Source organism: Ideonella sp. A 288 (assembly GCF_002198735.1).
Taxonomy (GTDB): Bacteria; Pseudomonadota; Gammaproteobacteria; order Burkholderiales; family Burkholderiaceae_C; genus Pseudaquabacterium.
This window is the reverse complement of the sequence record NZ_MWLO01000059.1, coordinates 1-16,647: the sequence shown is the minus strand read 5'-3', so window position 1 is coordinate 16,647 and position 16,647 is coordinate 1. Positions and strand designations below refer to the sequence as shown.

Genomic DNA, 16,647 nt, shown 5'->3' with positions numbered 1-16,647 from the left:
GCCACCCCGCCCGCCACCCACGTCCGGAGCCCATGACCATGCAATTCCCGCTCGCCGATTCGCTGTCCCGCATTCCCGGCGCGCCCAGCGCCCGCTGGCCCGATGGCTCGCGCGTCGACGTCGTGCTCGAGCACAACGGCCTGCTGTTCGAGCTGTACGCGCCGGTCGGCACCGACACGCAGCAACCGCACACCCGCGACGAGCTGTACATCGTGGCCCGCGGCCAGGCGCTGTTCGTGCACCACACCGCGCGCGGCCGCGTGGCGCAGGAGGTGTCGTCCGGCGACGCGCTCTTCGTGCCCGCCGGCGACGTGCACCGCTTCGAGACCTTCAGCCCCGATTTCGCCGCCTGGGTGGTGTTCTTCGGGCCCGAGCAATGACAGGAGATAGCCGCATGCCCACCCTCTGGCACCAGGCGCGCCGCAGCGCCCGACTCAACCCGTCGATCATCCGCGAGATCCTCAAGGTCACCGAGCAGCCCGGCGTGCTGTCGCTGGCCGGCGGGTTGCCGTCGGCCGACACCTTCCCGGTCGAGGCCATCCGCGCTGCCTGCGACAAGGTGCTGACCGACGCGCCGCACGCGGCGCTGCAGTACGCCGCCAGCGAAGGCTTCGGCCCGCTGCGCGAGTGGGTGGCGCAGCGCCTGGGCACGATGGGCATCAAGGTGAAGGCGGATCAGGTGCTCGTCACCACCGGCTCGCAGCAGGGCCTGGACCTGATCGGCAAGGTGATGGTCGACGCTGGTGCGCCGGTGGCGGTGGAATCGCCCACCTACCTGGGCGCGTTGCAGGCCTTCAACCCCTACGAGCCGATCTACGCCAGCCTGGCCGGCGACGACGAGGGCCCGCTGCCCGGCGCGATCGAGGCGCTGCCGCACGACGCGCCTGGCACGCGCTTCGCCTACCTGCTGCCGAACTTCCAGAACCCCACCGGCCGCGTGCTCGGCGAGGACCGCCGCGTGGCGCTGGTGCGCGCCGCGCAGGCCGCGCGCGTGCCGCTGGTCGAGGACAACCCCTACGGCGACCTGTGGTTCGATGAGGAGCCGCCCGCGCCGCTGGCGGCGCGCTGGCCCGAGGGCACGGTCTACCTGGGCTCGTTCTCCAAGGTGCTGGCGCCGGGCTTCCGCCTGGGCTACCTGGTGGCGCCCGAGCACCTGTGCCCCAAGCTGCTGCAGGCCAAGCAGGCGGCCGACCTGCACACGCCCGGCTTCAACCAGCGCGTGGTGCACGAGGTCATCCGCGACGGCTTCCTCGACACGCATGTGCCCACCATCCGCGCGCGCTACCGCCTGCAGCGCGATGCAATGGCCGCAGCGCTGCTGCGCCACCTGCCCGAGGGCAGCCAGTGGCAGGCGCCGAAGGGCGGCATGTTCTTCTGGGTGCGCCTGCCCGCCGGCTGCGACGCGATGGCGCTGCTGCCCAAGGCCGTGGCCGCCGGCATCGCCTACGTGCCCGGCGCCGCGTTCTACGCCCACGCGCCCGACCCGCGCACGCTGCGCCTGTCGTTCGTGACGCTGTCGCCCGCCGACATCGCCGATGCCGTGGCGCTGCTCGGCGGCGTGCTGCGCGAGCACCTCGACGCCACCGCCGAGGTGACGCCTTGAGCGCCGGGGTGGGTGCCGGGGTGGGCAAATGACCACCGCCGCCCTGGCCGATCGGCGCGTGGCCGCGCTGGCCGAACTTCGCGCCGCCGCCCGCCTGGTGCACGCGGTGATGCCGCCGACGCCGCAGTACCGCTGGCCGCTGCTCGAAGCCGCCTTTGCCGCGGCGCCCGGCGACGGCACCGAGCTGTGGGTCAAGCACGAGAACCACACGCCGGTGGGGGCCTTCAAGATCCGCGGCGGCCTGGTGTACTTCGACCGCCTGATGCGCGCCGGGCCCCGTCCGCTCGGCGTGGTCAGCGCCACGCGGGGCAACCACGGCCAGTCGGTGGGTTTCGCGGCGCGGCGGCACGGCGTGCCGGCGCTGGTGGTGGTGCCGCACGGCAACAGCCGCGAGAAGAACGCGGCGATGCGGGCGCAGGGCGTCGAACTGGTCGAGCATGGCGACGACTTCCAGGCGGCGCGCGAGCACGCGCAGTCGCTGGCTGCTGCGCGCGGCTGGTCCATGGTGCCCTCGTTCCACGCCGACCTGGTCGCTGGCGTGGCGAGTTATGCGCTGGAGCTGTTCGATGCCGCCGCGGCGCTCGACACCGTCTACGTGCCCATCGGCCTGGGCTCCGGCGCCTGCGCGGTGATCGCCGCGCGCGACGCGCTGGGCCTGCGGACCGAGGTGGTCGGCGTGGTGTCCACCGGCGCGCCGGCCTATGCGCTGTCGCTGGCGCAGGGCCGGCCGGTGTCGCATGCCGTGACCACCGTGCTGGCCGACGGCATGGCCTGCCGCTCGCCCGAGCCCGAGGCGCTGGCGCTGCTGCAGCGCGGCCTGGCGCGCGTGGTGAGCGTGACGGACGACGAGATCGCCGAGGCGATGCGGCGCCTGTACGAGGCCACCCACCAGGTGGCCGAAGGCGCCGGTGCCGCCGGGCTGGCGGCCGCCTGGCAGGAACGCGCGCGACTGGCCGGCCGGCGCAGCGCGGTGGTGCTCAGCGGTGGCAACATCGACCGCGAGGCCTATGCGCGTGTCCTCGCCGATTGACCGAATGTCGAAGGAGTGCCCATGAACGCTTCCCGCCGTTTCACCCAGCTCGACGTCTTCACCACCACCGCGCTGCGTGGCAACCCGCTGGCGGTGGTGCACGACGCGCACGGCCTGTCCGACGCGCAGATGGCCGCCTTCGCGCGCTGGACCAACCTGTCCGAGACCACCTTCCTGCTGCCCACCACGATGAAGGGCGCCGACTACCGCGTGCGCATCTTCACCCCCGGCGGCGAACTGCCCTTCGCCGGCCACCCGACATTGGGCAGTTGCCACGCCTGGTTGGCCGGTGGCGGCCTGCCCGAGTCTGACGACGAGGTGGTGCAGGAATGCGGTGTCGGTCTGGTGCGGGTGCGCCGCGACGGTCGCCGCCTGGCGTTTGCCGCACCGCCGCTGCGCCGCACCGGCCCGGCCGAGGCCGCGGTGCGCGCCCAGGTGCTGGCCGCGCTGAAGCTGCCCGAGGCGGCGTTGCAGCGGCTGGAGTGGATCGACAACGGCCCGGGCTGGGTCGGCGCGCTGCTGCCCGACGCCGCCACCGTGCTGGCGCTGTCGCCCGATTTCGCGGCAATGCAGGGCCTGAAGCTCGGCGTCGTGGGGCCGCACCCGGCGGGCAGCGAATGCCAGTTCGAGGTGCGCGCCTTCGTGCCCGGCCTGGGCGTGCCGGAAGACCCGGTCACCGGCAGCCTGAACGCCGGGCTGGCGCAATGGCTGATCGGCGCTGGCCTGGCCCCCGAGCACTACGTGGCCGCGCAAGGCGCCGCGCTGGGCCGTGCCGGCCGGGTGCATGTCGACCGCGTCGGCGCCGATGTGTGGATCGGCGGCGAGGTGGTCGAGGTCGTCTCGGGGATCGTCACCCTGTGAATGCCGAGATCGACCACCTCGTCGTCGTCGCCGATTCGCTGGCGCAGGGCGCGGCGTGGTGCGAGGCCACCTTCGGCGTCGCGCCGGGCCCGGGGGGCCGCCACCCGCTGATGGGCACTCACAACCGACTGCTGGCCATCGGCAGCGACGCGTTCCCGCGCAGCTATCTCGAGGTCATCGCCATCGACCCCGACGCGCCCGACCCCGGCCGCGTGCGCTGGTTCGGCATGGACGAGCCGGCGCTGCGCGCGGCGGTGCGGGCCGCGCCGCGACTGGTGCACACGGTGGCCCGCACGTCGAACATCGAGATGCTGCGTTGGGGGCTCGTGAACGTCGGCATCGACCCCGGCGTGCCGCTGGCCGCCGAGCGCGACACGCCGCGGGGCAAGCTCGCCTGGCGCATCGCGGTGCGCGACGACGGCGCGGTCGACCGGGAGGGGGCGCTGCCCACGTTGATCGAATGGCGCGGCGTGCACCCGACCGAGGGCATGCCGGCCTCGCCCGTGCAACTGACGGCGGTGACGGCCGGCGGGCTCTCAGCGCGGGCCGCGGCGGTGCTGCGCCTGCGCGGTGTCGAGGTGTCGCCCGAGCCCCTCCCCCGCTGGCAGGCGACGCTGCAGTCGCCCGCCGGCCCCGTGACCCTCACCGCCTGGCCGGACCCACCCACCCGATGACCGACGATCTGTTCCGCGACGACGCCACGCTGCGCCACTGCGAGGCCCGCGTCACCGCCGTCGACGAGGCCGGCATCCGCCTCGACCGCACCGTGTTCTACCCGCAGGGCGGCGGCCAGGCCGGCGACGCCGGCGTGCTGCGCCTGGCCGACGGTCGAGTGGTCGCCGTGGCCGACACCCGCAAGGGCGCGCTGCCGGGCGAGATCGTGCACGTGCCCGCGGCCGGCGCCGACCTGTCCGGCCTGGTGCCCGGCGTGGCGCTGGTGGCCGAGATCGACTGGGACCGCCGCCACCGCCACATGCGCTTCCACACCGCCACGCACCTGCTGTGCGCGCTGGTGCCGCACCCGGTGGATGGCTGCTCGATCACCGCCGGCTACGCGCGGCTCGACTTCCACATGACCGAGCCGCTGGACAAGGACGCGCTCACCGCCGGCATCGCCCGCCTGGTGGCCGGAGCCCACCCGGTGGGCCACCGCTGGATCAGCGAGGACGAGCTCGACGCCAACCCGCAACTGGTGCGCAGCATGAGCGTGCAGCCGCCGCGCGGCCAGGGCCGCATCCGCGTGCTCGAAATCGCCGGCGTCGACCTGCAGCCCTGCGGCGGCACCCATGTGGCCAACACCGCCGAGATCGGCCCAGTCATCGTCACCAAGATCGAAAAGAAATCAGCCAAGACCCGCAGGGTCGTGCTCGGCTTTGCCGAGCTCGCCGCAGGCGGGGGCTGAGTTCTTTCGGCGCAGACTCACATCGCGCAGCGATGTGAAGCGGGCGCAGCCCGCGTGTCGCAGCCAAAAGGCCTGAACCAAGACCCGCAGGGTCGTGCTCGGCTTTGCCGAGCCCGCCGCAGGCGGGGGCTGACGTCCTCCGGCGCAGACCGGCGCCACGAGGTGTCTTGCCGCGGCGCGAAGTGAAGTCTCCGCGGCCAGGCAAAAGAAAGGCCCCGCACCGCGGGGCCTTGTTGTGCCGGGCGCCTAGCGCCCAGGCCTGCAACTCACTGGTTGCGGTAGTTGTCGTGGCAGCCCTTGCAGGTTTCGGCCGCGGCGCCGAAGGCGGCCTTGACCGTCTCGAGCGTGCCACCCTTGGACACGGTGGCCAGCTTGGCGACGGCGTCCTGCATCTTCTTGGCGCCCTCGTCGAACTTGGCCTTCTCGGTCCAGACGGTGGCCTTGGGCGTGCCCTTCTCGGTGCCCGAGGTGCCTTCGACGAAGCCGGCGAACGGCAGCTTGGACATGTAGGCGACGATCTCGGCATTCGCCGCGGCGGCGGCGGCGTCGAACGGCACCTTGCCGTTGGCCATGGCGCCGATGCGGCCGAAGTGGGCTCCCATCACCTGGTAGGCGCCCTTGCGGTACTTGACCGCGTCTTCGGGCTTGGCGAACTGGGCGGCGGCGGGCAGGCTGGCCAGGGTGCCGATGAGGGCCATCACGGCCACGAGCTGACGTTTCATGCAAATCCTCCGAGGGGGTCTGTGGGGTGCTGCACCAGGGCGACATCCCCGGGCTGCTGCGCAGTGTACTCAGGGCAATGGCGGTTTATTCCAGCGCCCCGCGCGCTTGACCTGCGGCAACGCGGGCCGGCTTCGGCTATCGTTGCAGCCTTCGATACGACCGATCTGTCGCCCCATGAGCCTGGCCTCCCACACCGTCCCGGTCCGCGTCTGGGACCTTCCCACGCGGCTGTTCCACTGGACGCTCGCCGCCGCAGTGGTGGGCCTGGTGATCACCGGCAACGTGGGCGGCAACGCGCTGGTGTGGCACATGCGCCTTGGCCTGCTGGTGGGGGCGCTGCTGCTGTTCCGCATCGTCTGGGGGCTGGTGGGCGGGCGCTGGTCGCGCTTCGCGAGCTTCATCTACGCGCCCGGCACGGTGCTGCGTTACCTGAAGGGCGAACACCGCCCGGGCGACCACTTCGAGGTGGGCCACAACCCGCTGGGCAGCTTCTCGGTGTTCGGCCTGATCGGCATGCTGGCGGTGCAGGTGGCCACCGGCCTGGTGGCCGACGACGAGATCGCCACCACCGGGCCGCTGAACCGCTTCGTCGAGACCGACCTCGGCCTGGCCGCCACCGGCTGGCACAAGGCCTACGGCCAGTGGATCCTGCTGGCCCTGGTGGCGCTGCACGTGGCGGCGATCCTGTTCTACCGCTGGCGTGGCACCAACCTGGTCGTGCCGATGGTCAGCGGCGACAAGGCCCTGCCGCCTGGCGTGCCCGCGTCCACCGACACCGCGGGCACGCGCCTGCTGGCGCTGGGCGTCGTCGCGGCCTGCACCGGCCTGGCGGTGTGGGTGGCGCGGCTGGGTGCCTGACTGCGCAGCGCACGCCATGCCTTCGCCTGGCCGGCAAGCCCCGATGACCAAGCCCGACATCGTGCTGCGGGTGCCCGACACCGCGGCGCTGCTGGAGTCGACCCGCGAGATCTTCCGCGAGTACGCCCTCGGCCTGGGCATCGACCTGTGCTTCCAGAACTTCGAGGCCGAACTGGCCGCCTTGCCGGGCGACTATGGCCCGCCCACTGGACTGCTGCTGCTGGCCTTCGTCGATGGCGAACTGGCCGGCTGCGGCGCCTTCCGACCGCTGGCCGACGCCGACTACGCCAACGCCTGCGAGATGAAGCGCCTGTACGTGCGGCGGGCCTTCCGCCGCTTCGGCCTGGGCCGCATCCTGGGCCAGGCGCTGATGGACGGTGCCCGCGAGGCGGGCTTCTCGTGCATGCTGCTCGACACGCTCGACGACATGGAGGCCGCCCGCGGCCTGTACGAGACGCTGGGGTTCGAGGAGATCCCGCCGTACTACTTCAATCCCATCCCCGGGGCGCACTACCTGAAGGCGTCGCTGGACTGACGGGCTCCATTGGCCGCGTCGGTCGGCCGTGGACCACTGGGACGCCGGTCGGCCGGCCGAGCGGTGCTCAGGCGGGCGTGGCCACGGTGCTGCCGCGCGGCATCAGCGACCACGGCAACGGCCGGTGGGGGGCGTCCACGCCGTCGCGCAGCGCCTGCAGCAGCGCCTGCGCGGCCTCGAAGCCGATGGCATAGCGCGGCGGCTGGATGGTGCTCAGCCCGGGGTTGAGCTGGCGGCCGATCGGGAAATCGCCGAAGCCCATCAGCGCCAGTTCGCCCGGCACCGACAGGCCCGTGGCCTGGGCCTCGAGCAGGGCACCGCAGGCCAGCTGGTCGTTGGCGAAGGCCGCCGCGGTGACGCTGCCGCCGGCGGCCTGCCGCAGGCTGCGCAGCGCCTGCCGGCCGGCGTCGAAGGGGTCGCCCAGCGGGGCCGTCAGCGACACCAGCGACAGCCCGGCGTCGCGCACCCGGTCGGCGAAGCCGGTGCAGCGCTCGTGCGCACGCAGGTCGCCGACCACGCCGCTGTCCACGTAGGCCACCTGGCGGTGGCCCAGCGACAGCAGGTGCACGGCCATCGCGCGCCCCACCTCGGCGTGGTCGAAGCCGATCTGGGTGAAGCCGCCATCCTCGGGGTGCTGGTCCCACAGCTCGATGACCGGCGTGCCCGCCCGGCGCGCATTGCGCAGCAGCAGCAGCGCGTCGGCGCTGTGGTGTCGGCCGGTGACGACGATGGCGCTGGGGCGCCAGCCGATCAGCGCGCGCAACTGCTCTTCTTCGCGCTCCATCGAGTAGCCGGTGGCCGCCAGCAGCAGTTCGTGCCCCGCGGCCTGCAGGCCGTCCGACAGGCCCTGCACCGTCTCGGCGAAGATCGACTGCACGAGGTTGGGCACCAGCGCGGCCACCACCTGCGAGCCGCCACTGGCCAAGTGCCCGGCCTGGCGGTTGGGCAGGTAGCCGGTCTCGGACAGCGCCTCGCGGATGCGCTCGGCCGTCGGCGCCGCCACGATGGCCGGCTCGCGCAGGAAGCGCGATACGGTGATCGAGGTGACGCCGGCCAGCGTCGCCACATCCTGCAGCGTGGGCCGGCCGTGGCCGCGGCGCGGCTGGCGCACGATGACCGCGTCGTCGGCGGGGGCCTCGGTGGCACGGGTATTCCGGGATGGACGGGCGCGCGTCATGTCGATAATGTTAGCGGTAACAAGCAGACAACAGCAAGCGCCGTGGCCGACATCGCATGACGAAGACGCTCGAACAATTGCGCAGCCGGCGGTGGTTCGCGGCCTCGGGCATGCGGGCCTTCGCGCACCGCCAGCGCATCCAGCAGATGGGGCTGCGCCGCGAGGACGTGCTCGACAAGCCCATCGTCGCCATCGTCAACACCTGGAGCGACCTGTCGCCCTGCCACGCCCACCTGCGCGAGCGTGCCGAGGCCGTGAAGCGCGGCGTGCTGATGGCCGGCGGCTTTCCGTTCGAGTTGCCGGCCATGAGCCTGGGCGAGGTGATGGTCAAACCCACCACCATGTTGTACCGCAACTTCCTGGCGATGGAGACCGAGGAGCTGCTGCGCTCGCTGCCGGTGGACGCCGCGGTGCTGCTGGGCGGTTGCGACAAGACCACGCCGGGCCTGCTGATGGGCGCCATCAGCATGGGCATCCCCGCGCTGTTCTGTCCCGCCGGGCCGATGCTCAACGACCGCCACCGCGGCCAGCCGGTGGGCGCCGGCACGCACACCCGCATGTTCTGGGACGAGTACCAGGCCGGCGCCATCGGCGACGACGAGTGGGTGCACCTCGAGTCGCGCATGACCCGCTCGCCCGGCACCTGCAACACCATGGGCACGGCCAGCACGCTCACCGCGATGGCCGAGGCCCTGGGCCTGTGCCTGCCGGGGTCCAGCAGCATCCCGGCGATGGACGCCGCGCACACGCGCATGGCCACCACCTGCGGCGAGCGCATCGTGGCCATGGTGTGGGACGACCTGACGCCGCAGCGCATCCTCACGCGCGGGGCCTTCCTCAACGCGGTGGCGGTGCAGATGGCGCTGGGCGGCTCCACCAACGCCGCCGTGCACGTGATCGCGATGGCGCGCCGCGCTGGCGTGGCGCTCGACCTCGACGACCTCGACGCGATGGCCCGGCGCGTGCCGGTGATCGCCAACCTGTTCCCGAGCGGCGACCGGCTGATGGAGGACTTCTACTACGCCGGCGGCCTGCCCGCGCTGATGCAGGTGATCCGCGGGCATCTCAGCCTGGGCGAGCTCACCGTCACCGGCCGCACGCTGGGCGAGCAGATCGCCGGCTGCGAGGTCGGCGATGCCGAGGTCATCCGCCCGCTGTCCAACCCGGTCAGCCGCGACGGCGCGCTGGCCGTGCTGCGCGGCAACCTGGCGCCCGACGGCGCGGTGATGAAGCCGTCGGCGGCCACGCCCCGCTTCCTGCGCCACCGCGGCCGCGCGCTGGTCTTCGACAGCCAGCCGCAGATGCTGGCGGCGATGGCCGACCCGGCGCTCGACTGCAACGAGGACACGGTGCTGGTGCTGCGCAACGCCGGTCCGGTGGGCGCCCCGGGCATGCCCGAGTGGGGCGGCCTGCCGATCCCGAAGAAGCTGCTCGAGCGCGGCGTGCGCGACATGGTGCGGCTGTCCGACGCCCGCATGAGCGGCACCCACTACGGCAGTTGCGTGCTGCACATCTCGCCCGAGAGCGCCGTCGGCGGCCCGCTGGCCCTGGTGGCCACCGGCGACGAGATCGAGCTCGACGTGCCGGCCCGCCGCCTGCACCTGCACGTGCCCGACTCGGTGCTGGCCGAGCGCCGGGCGCGCTGGACGCCGCCGCCGGAGCAGTACCACCGCGGCTTCACCCGCCTGTACAAGGACCACGTCACCCAGGCCCACGAAGGCTGCGACCTCGACTTCCTGCAGGGCACGGCGGGCACGCCCGAGCCCGACATCTTCTGAGCCCACCCACCCCATGCACGGAGCGAGCAAGCCCATGCGTTGAAGTCACTTGGTTTCCCTGACCGGCCGCCACAGACTGGCCGGCTTTACGTTTCACAAACTGGAGCGAGACATGAACCGGAACCCCTTCCGCCTCGGCGGCATCACCCTGGCCACGCTGGCGGCGCTGGCCCCCCTGTCGGCCCGGTCGCAGCAGGCCGCGCCCGACGAAACCCAGGTGCAGCAGGTCACCGTCACCGCCACCCGCCGGCCCGAGCCGCTGCAGAAGGTGCCGGTCGCCGTGTCGGTGGTGGACGGTACCGAACTGGAGCGCGCCAACCGCAACACGCTGGGGGCCGTGGCCTCGCAGGTGCCCAGCCTGAACTTCCGCACCGAGGCGTCGGCCAAGGACACCTCGCTGTTCGTGCGCGGCGTGGGCACCATCACCACCTCGCCCGGCGCCGAGCCCACCGTGTCCACCGTGGTCGACGGCGTGGTGCTGGCCCGTCCCGGCCAGGCGCTGGTCGACCTGCTCGACCTCGAGCGCGTCGAGGTGCTGCGCGGCCCGCAGGGCACCTTGTTCGGCCGCAATGCGTCGGCCGGCGTCATCAACATCGTCACCCGCGCGCCGAGCAAGGAGCTCGAGCGCTACATCGACCTGTCCTACTTCGGCGGCGGCAACGAGCGGCGGCTGCGCCTGGGCATCTCGGGCGAACTGAAGGCCGACGTGATGCGCGGCTCGCTCACCGCGATGGTCGGCAAGTACGACGGCAACCTCACCAACGTGGCCACCGGCAAGCCGGCCGGCGGCTACGACAAGAAGGGCATCCGCGGCAAGCTCGAGATCACGCCCAGCCGCGACCTCAAGATCTCGCTCGGCGCCGACTTCCTGGACGGCACCGACACCAGCCCGAAGGGCGTGGTCACGAGCTCCCGCCTGACGGCCTTCCCCAGCGGCACGGTGACGAACAACGCCAACTTTGCCGCGGCCTTGCTGCCGGTGGTGCCCAGCGCCCAGAACCGGCAGATCAACATCAACTGGGAGCCGCGCTCGGAGGACACGCACGCCGGCCTGTCGGCGCAGGTGGACTGGAGCCTGGGTGCCTACACGCTGACCTCGATCACCGCCTACCGCACCTGGGACAACACCCAGTTCCAGGACCAGGACCGCCTGGCGCAGGTGACCACCGCGTTCGCCGAGACGCACGACCGCGGCGACGTCGCCGTCAAGCAGACCTCGCAGGAGTTCCGCCTCACCTCGCCCAAGGGCGGCGTGTTCGACTACGTGGCCGGGCTGTACGCGATGCGCGTCGAGAACGACGAGACCTACCGCCGCGACGTCACCCGCCTGCCCAGCGCCGGCGCGGCGTTGCTGAAGGATGCCGGTGTCGCCGTCTACGACACCCGCAGCACCAACGCGGCCCTGTTCGGCGAGGGCACGTGGCACTTCGCGCCCCACTTCCGCGGCGTGGCCGGCCTGCGCTTCACCCGCGACGAGTTGTCCTACGGCCATGTGCGCACCTCCACGCAGACGGTGGCCATCCCCGGCGTTGCCCCGGGCGTGTCCAGCGCGGGGTCGACGAGCAAGACGGCCACCACGGGCCGCATCGGGCCGCAGTACGACTTCGCGCCCAACCTCAGCTCGTACCTCACCTATTCGCGCGGCTACAAGGGCCCGGCCTACAACGTGTTCTTCAACATGGCGGTGCCGCGAGACATCGACGCGCTGTCGCCCGAGCTGTCCGACTCGGTCGAACTGGGCCTGAAGTCCACGCTGCTGAACAACCGCCTGCGGCTGAACGTGGCGTTGTTCTCCACCAAGTACAAGAACTACCAGGCCAACACCTTCGACCAGATCGCCGGCACGGTGGTCACGCGGCTGATCAACGCCGGTGACGTGTCGACCAAGGGCATCGAGGTCGACTTCACCGCGCGACCGATGGCCGGCCTGACGGTGAGCGGCGCCGTCGCCAACACCAAGGCCCGCATCGACCACTTCCGCTGCCCGGTGAATGCCCCGACCAGCTGCAACCTCGACGGCTACCCGTTGCCCTACGCCCCCGACTGGAAGGCCGCGCTGCAGACCACCTACCGCATGAGCGTCGGCAGCGGCCTGGCGCTCGACCTGGGCGCCGACTACAGCTGGCAGAGCAAGGTGCAGTACGACATCGGCCAGTTCGCCGACACCATCCAGCCGGCCTATGGCATCCTGAACGCGTCGATCGCCCTGTCCGACCCGATCAAGGGCTGGCGCGCCGCGCTGCTGGTGAAGAATGTCACCGACAAGTCCTACGCCTCGCTGCTGCTGCGGGCCGCGGGCATGACGCGGGCCGTGCCGCGCGACGACCAGCGCTACGTGGGCGTCAACCTGCGCTACGACTTCTGAGCGCCCCAAGGACGCCGCCTTGCGGCGTCCGCCCCCCGGGGGGATCGAGGAAAGTGGCAGAGCCACGTTTCCTCGGGACCCATCACTCGAAAAGAGCGTCCATGAACCCCTTCAAGACCCTGCTGCAGCCGCGCGGCCCCGACAAGCCGATCGGCACCTGGATCATGTCGGCCAGCCCGATCGTGGCCGAGGCCATCGGCCTGTCGGGCTTCGACTGGGCGGTGGTCGACATGGAGCATTCGCCGCTCGACCTGGGGGACGTGGTGCACCTGCTGCAGGCGTTGGCCGGTACGCCGATGGTGCCTGTGCTGCGGGTGCCCTGGAACGACACCGTGACCATCAAGCGCGTGCTCGACGCCGGGGCCACCACGCTGCTGGTGCCCTTCGTGCAGGATGCCGACGAGGCCCGGCGCGCGGTGGCGGCCACGCGCTACCCGCCGCAGGGCATCCGCGGCATGGCGGGCATGAGCCGGGGCTCGCGCTTCGGCACCGCGCCCAACTACCTGACCACCGCCAACGAGGGCCAGTGCGTGATCGTGCAGTTGGAGACGCCGCAGGCGGTGGCGCAGCTCGAGGCCATCGGCGCGGTGGAGGGCGTCGACGCGTTCTTCCTCGGCCCGGCCGACCTGTCGGCGTCGATGGGCCATGTCGGCCAGTTGACGCATCCTGCGGTGATGGCGCTGATGGCCGATGCCGTGCAGCGCTGCCATGCGCTGGGCAAGCCGGTGGGCATCGTCGGCGGCACGCCCGAGGTGGTGGCGCAGTACCGTGCGCTGGGCTTCGATTTCCTGGCCATCGCGTCCGACCTGGGGCTGCTGATGCGCGGGGCGCAGGCCGCGGCGGCCGCGCTGCGCGCGCAGGGGCAGGGCGCCCCCGCGGCGACGCCGGGGCCCGCGTCGGGCTACTGACGTGGCCGCGGTCGAATTGCGCCGGGTCGCCAAGTCCTACGACGGCAGGACCACCGTCATCCACGGCATCGACCTCGAGATCGCGCATGGCGAATTCGTGGTCTTCGTCGGGCCGTCGGGCTGTGGCAAGAGCACGCTGCTGCGCATGATCGCCGGGCTCGAGCCGATCTCCGGCGGCGAGGTGCTGATCGACGGCACGGTGGTCAACGCGCTGCCGCCGCGCCACCGCGACATCGCGATGGTCTTCCAGGACTACGCGCTGTACCCGCACAAGACGCTGTTCGAGAACATGGCCTTCGGCCTGCGGCTGCGCCACACGCCAGAGGCCGAGATCCAGCGGCGCGTGGGCGAGGCCGCCGCGCTGCTGAAGATCGAGTCCATGCTGCAGCGCAAGCCGCGCGAGCTGTCGGGCGGCCAGCGCCAGCGCGTGGCCATCGGGCGGGCCATCGTGCGCCAGCCGAAGGTGTTCCTGTTCGACGAACCGCTGTCCAACCTCGACGCCCAGTTGCGCCACGAGATGCGCACCGAGATCAAGCGCCTGCACCAGCGCCTGGGCGCGACCATCGTTTACGTCACCCACGACCAGACCGAGGCCATGACGCTGGCCGACCGCATCTGCGTGCTGCAGGGCGGCCACAGGATGCAGTACGACACGCCCGAGGCCATCTACAACCGCCCGGCGGCGGTGTTCGTGGCCGGCTTCACCGGGGCGCCGCCAATGAACCTGGCCGACTGCACCGTGGCCGACGGCTGCGCCGACCTGGGCGGGGTCGCGCTGCCTCTGCCACACCACCTGCGCGGCCATTCCGGTGCGCTGACGCTGGGCGTGCGGCCCGAGAACCTGACGCTGGCGCCGCAGGCGGCCACCGACCTGGCCTTGCCGGCCACGCTGCAGTTGCTGGAGCCGCTGGGCGCCGAGACGCTGATCACCGTGCGCATCGGCGCGGCCGAGATGGTGGCCCGTGTCTCGGCCGCCTTCCACCAGGCGCCGGGCACGCCGCTGGCGCTGCACGTGGATTCGCGCAAACTGCACCTGTTCGACCGGCAGGGTGGCCAGGCCCTGGCCTGACCCGCCCGACGACCCCACCCTGGAGACTGCAATGACCGCTTCGCGACTGCTGCCGCTGCTGGCCCTGGCCCTCGGCCTGATCGCCGGCCCCGCCTGGGCCCAGACCACCCTGCGCGTGTTCTCGGGCGGTCAGAACCAGCGGCCCGACCTGATGCGCACGCTGTTCGACCGCTACCAGGCGGCCAACCCCGGCATCAAGGTGCAGGTCGAGACCGGAGGGGCTACCTCCGAACTGCAGCGGCAGTACCTAAGCACGGTGCTCAATGCCAAGGATCCGGCGATCGACATCTTCCTGATCGACATCGTCAACCCGGCGCAGTACTTCGGTGCCGGCTGGCTGGAGCCGCTGGATGCCTACGTGGGCGGCCCCGCGCAGGCGCTGGCGCCCTACCTGCCGGTGTACCAGCAGTCGAACGTGGTGCGAGGCAAGGTGGCGGCGCTGCCGGGCTTTGCCGACGCGATGTTCATGTACTACCGGAAAGACCTGCTCGACAAGCACGGCCTGAAGGAGCCGAAGACCTGGGACGAACTGGCCGCCGCTGCCAGCAAGATCCAGAAGGCCGAGGGCGACCCCCACCTGCAGGGCCTGTCGATCCAGGGCGCGCCGATCGAGGGCGCGGTGTGCACCTTCCTGCTGCCGTACTGGAGCCAGGGCAAGGAGTTCAACGACGCCGCCGGCAAGATGACACTGGACAAACCTGCGGCCGTCAAGGGCCTGCAGCAGTGGCTGTCGATGGTCGACCAGGGGGTCATCAAGCGCAACGTGGCCGAGGTCAAGACACCCGACACCGTCAACGAGTTCAAGGCCGGCCAGGTGGTCTTCGCGATCAACTGGAGCTGGGCCTGGGACCGCTTCAAGGACGATGCCGACAGCAAGGTCAAGGGCAAGGTCGGCGTGATGCCGCTGCCGGCCATGGCCGGCGGCAAGAGCGCCACCTGCGTCGGTGGCTGGCAATGGGCGGTCAGCGCCTTCAGCAAACACAAGGCCGAGGCCGCCAAGCTGGTGAAGTACCTGGCCAGTGTCGAGTCCAGCAAGCACCTGGCCGCCGAGGGCGCGCTGCTGCCCACCTATGCGAGCGTCTACAACGACGCCGACGTGCTGAAGCAGGTGCCCTGGTTCAAGGACGCCGGCCAGGTGATGGTGTTCGGCCGCAGCCGGCCGATGTCGGAGCGGTACGGCGAGGTCAGCGACACCATCCGCACCACCACCAGCGCCGTGCTGGCCCGCACCAAGAAGCCGGAGGACGGTGTCGGCGAGATCGAGTCGCGCCTGCAGCGCGTGATGCGCTGAGTGGTCTTTCGGCGGCCGTTGGCTTCGTCCGCCGTCAGGCGACCGCGCGGCATCCAGAATTCCCGACAAAGATAATCGGGTTCTCTATGCAATTTCTCACAATTGCACCGTATCAATGATCAAGACAGGGACTCTGTCCATCGCGCTTCGACCGTGACGCTGGTGCGCTTCGCACCGGATTCGCGGCGCCTTCTGCGAGGGGGGTGAGGGCCTCGGCCATCGACGCCACAAGAACCTGTGCAGGAGCAGGTCCTCGGGCTTCCCGGGACACCCCCCGCACCGCTGTCAGCCAAAAAGGGGAGGCCACGATCCATCGGATCGTCGGAGACCGCGTCCTCCCCCGCCCGTTCACGGCCGTCGTACCGCAGGCCTGGACACCCCGCAGGAGGATCCCATGCCCATTCCCTCGACCAAAGTCGTCGTCTCGCTGGCCATGTTCAATGGCAAGGCCTATCGCCTGATGCCCAATGCGCCGGGCGACTTCGCCGACGGGGTGACCGGTGCGCCGGTGCGGGCCTGGCTGTCGCCGATCGCCGACCTGAACGGCGACAGCATCGCCGACATCGTGATCGGAGCGGGCAGCGACGACGACAAGGCGCTGGATGCCGGCCGCATCGTCGTGCACCGCGGCCAGGCCACGGGCGGCACCACCACCACGCTCACCGCGGACCTGAACGACATCGTGATCGACGGCGTCAACGCCGGTGATCTGGCCGGCTCCACGGTGGGCTGGACCACCGACCTCAACGGCGACGGCCGCGCCGAGATCCTGATCGGAGCGCCCGGCATGGAGAACGGCGCGGTTGGCGATGCCGGCGCCGCCTTCGTGCTGTGGGGTCGAGCCAACGGCGGTGGCATCGACCTGGGCGACCCGTTCTCGGGCGCCGGCAATGGCAAGGGCTTCGCGATCAAGGGAGTGGCCCAGGACGACCGGGCCGGCACCAGCATCCTGTCGATCGCCGATCTCAACGGGGACGGCAAGGCCGACCTGCTCGTCGGCGCACCGGGGGTCAAGCTCGGTGGCGGTGGCGGTGGCGGTGGCGGTGG

16 protein-coding genes are annotated in these 16,647 nt (G+C 71.6%); 14 read left to right on the top strand and 2 right to left on the bottom strand.

Annotated features, from left to right (window positions below; translation table 11 throughout):
• Nucleotides 1-38 precede the first annotated feature (38 nt).
• The 6 genes from EOINJALH_RS03330 to EOINJALH_RS03305 are packed head-to-tail and all read left to right on the top strand — an operon-like array spanning nucleotide 39 to nucleotide 4,896.
• The gene (locus EOINJALH_RS03330) at nucleotides 39-380 is read left to right on the top strand and encodes a cupin domain-containing protein (RefSeq protein WP_088278893.1); all 342 of its coding nucleotides are present in this window, start codon (nucleotides 39-41) and stop codon (nucleotides 378-380) included.
• A 14-nt stretch (nucleotides 381-394) separates the two neighbouring features.
• Complete coding sequence (locus EOINJALH_RS03325; protein WP_088278892.1) at nucleotides 395-1,603, top strand: PLP-dependent aminotransferase family protein; 1,209 nt, start codon at nucleotides 395-397, stop codon at nucleotides 1,601-1,603.
• Nucleotides 1,604-1,631: 28 nt separating this feature from the next.
• Nucleotides 1,632-2,633: a threonine dehydratase gene (locus tag EOINJALH_RS03320; RefSeq protein WP_088278891.1), complete on the top strand. Its 1,002-nt coding sequence runs from the start codon at nucleotides 1,632-1,634 to the stop codon at nucleotides 2,631-2,633.
• Nucleotides 2,634-2,654: 21 nt separating this feature from the next.
• Nucleotides 2,655-3,494, top strand: a complete 840-nt coding sequence (locus EOINJALH_RS03315) for a PhzF family phenazine biosynthesis protein (RefSeq protein WP_088278890.1) — start codon at nucleotides 2,655-2,657, stop codon at nucleotides 3,492-3,494.
• Nucleotides 3,491-4,168, top strand: a complete 678-nt coding sequence (locus EOINJALH_RS03310) for a VOC family protein (RefSeq protein WP_088278889.1) — start codon at nucleotides 3,491-3,493, stop codon at nucleotides 4,166-4,168. Before EOINJALH_RS03315 ends, EOINJALH_RS03310 begins: the two co-directional genes overlap by 4 nt.
• Nucleotides 4,165-4,896 (top strand): alanyl-tRNA editing protein, encoded by a 732-nt coding sequence (locus EOINJALH_RS03305; RefSeq protein WP_088278888.1) that lies wholly within the window; start codon nucleotides 4,165-4,167, stop codon nucleotides 4,894-4,896. The genes EOINJALH_RS03310 and EOINJALH_RS03305 overlap by 4 nt, the downstream gene beginning before the upstream one ends.
• A gap of 266 nt (nucleotides 4,897-5,162) precedes the next feature.
• On the opposite strand, the gene EOINJALH_RS03300 is transcribed toward EOINJALH_RS03305, so the two are convergent.
• Complete coding sequence (locus EOINJALH_RS03300) at nucleotides 5,163-5,618, bottom strand: cytochrome c (protein ID WP_088278887.1); 456 nt, start codon at nucleotides 5,616-5,618, stop codon at nucleotides 5,163-5,165.
• 175 nt (nucleotides 5,619-5,793) lie between these two features.
• Here EOINJALH_RS03300 and EOINJALH_RS03295 point away from each other — a divergent pair, with 175 nt between their 5' ends.
• Nucleotides 5,794-6,477: a cytochrome b/b6 domain-containing protein gene (locus tag EOINJALH_RS03295; protein WP_088278886.1), complete on the top strand. Its 684-nt coding sequence runs from the start codon at nucleotides 5,794-5,796 to the stop codon at nucleotides 6,475-6,477.
• Between the two features lie 43 nt (nucleotides 6,478-6,520).
• Entirely contained in the window at nucleotides 6,521-7,012 is a 492-nt protein-coding gene (locus EOINJALH_RS03290) for a GNAT family N-acetyltransferase (protein WP_088278885.1), read from the top strand.
• A gap of 67 nt (nucleotides 7,013-7,079) precedes the next feature.
• Here the strand turns inward: EOINJALH_RS03290 and EOINJALH_RS03285 are convergent, their stop codons facing one another.
• Entirely contained in the window at nucleotides 7,080-8,189 is a 1,110-nt protein-coding gene (locus EOINJALH_RS03285) for a LacI family DNA-binding transcriptional regulator (protein ID WP_088278884.1), read from the bottom strand.
• A 56-nt stretch (nucleotides 8,190-8,245) separates the two neighbouring features.
• On the opposite strand from EOINJALH_RS03285, the gene araD reads away from it, so the two are divergent.
• The 6 genes from araD to EOINJALH_RS03255 all read left to right on the top strand — a co-directional run.
• Nucleotides 8,246-9,967, top strand: coding sequence for an L-arabinonate dehydratase (gene araD, locus EOINJALH_RS03280; protein WP_088278883.1), 1,722 nt, complete (start codon nucleotides 8,246-8,248; stop codon nucleotides 9,965-9,967).
• Between the two features lie 112 nt (nucleotides 9,968-10,079).
• Nucleotides 10,080-12,332: a TonB-dependent receptor gene (locus EOINJALH_RS03275; RefSeq protein ID WP_088278882.1), complete on the top strand. Its 2,253-nt coding sequence runs from the start codon at nucleotides 10,080-10,082 to the stop codon at nucleotides 12,330-12,332.
• Nucleotides 12,333-12,433: 101 nt separating this feature from the next.
• Nucleotides 12,434-13,240 carry an HpcH/HpaI aldolase/citrate lyase family protein gene (locus EOINJALH_RS03270; protein ID WP_088278881.1) on the top strand — a complete coding sequence of 269 codons (807 nt, stop codon included), beginning with the start codon at nucleotides 12,434-12,436 and terminating at the stop codon, nucleotides 13,238-13,240.
• Nucleotide 13,241: 1 nt separating this feature from the next.
• The gene (locus EOINJALH_RS03265; RefSeq protein WP_088278880.1) at nucleotides 13,242-14,309 is read left to right on the top strand and encodes an ABC transporter ATP-binding protein; all 1,068 of its coding nucleotides are present in this window, start codon (nucleotides 13,242-13,244) and stop codon (nucleotides 14,307-14,309) included.
• 31 nt (nucleotides 14,310-14,340) lie between these two features.
• Nucleotides 14,341-15,600, top strand: coding sequence for an ABC transporter substrate-binding protein (locus EOINJALH_RS03260; RefSeq protein ID WP_088278879.1), 1,260 nt, complete (start codon nucleotides 14,341-14,343; stop codon nucleotides 15,598-15,600).
• A 394-nt stretch (nucleotides 15,601-15,994) separates the two neighbouring features.
• Nucleotides 15,995-16,647 (top strand): integrin alpha (locus EOINJALH_RS03255; RefSeq protein WP_199873139.1); only part of this gene is annotated, 653 nt, incomplete at its 3' end.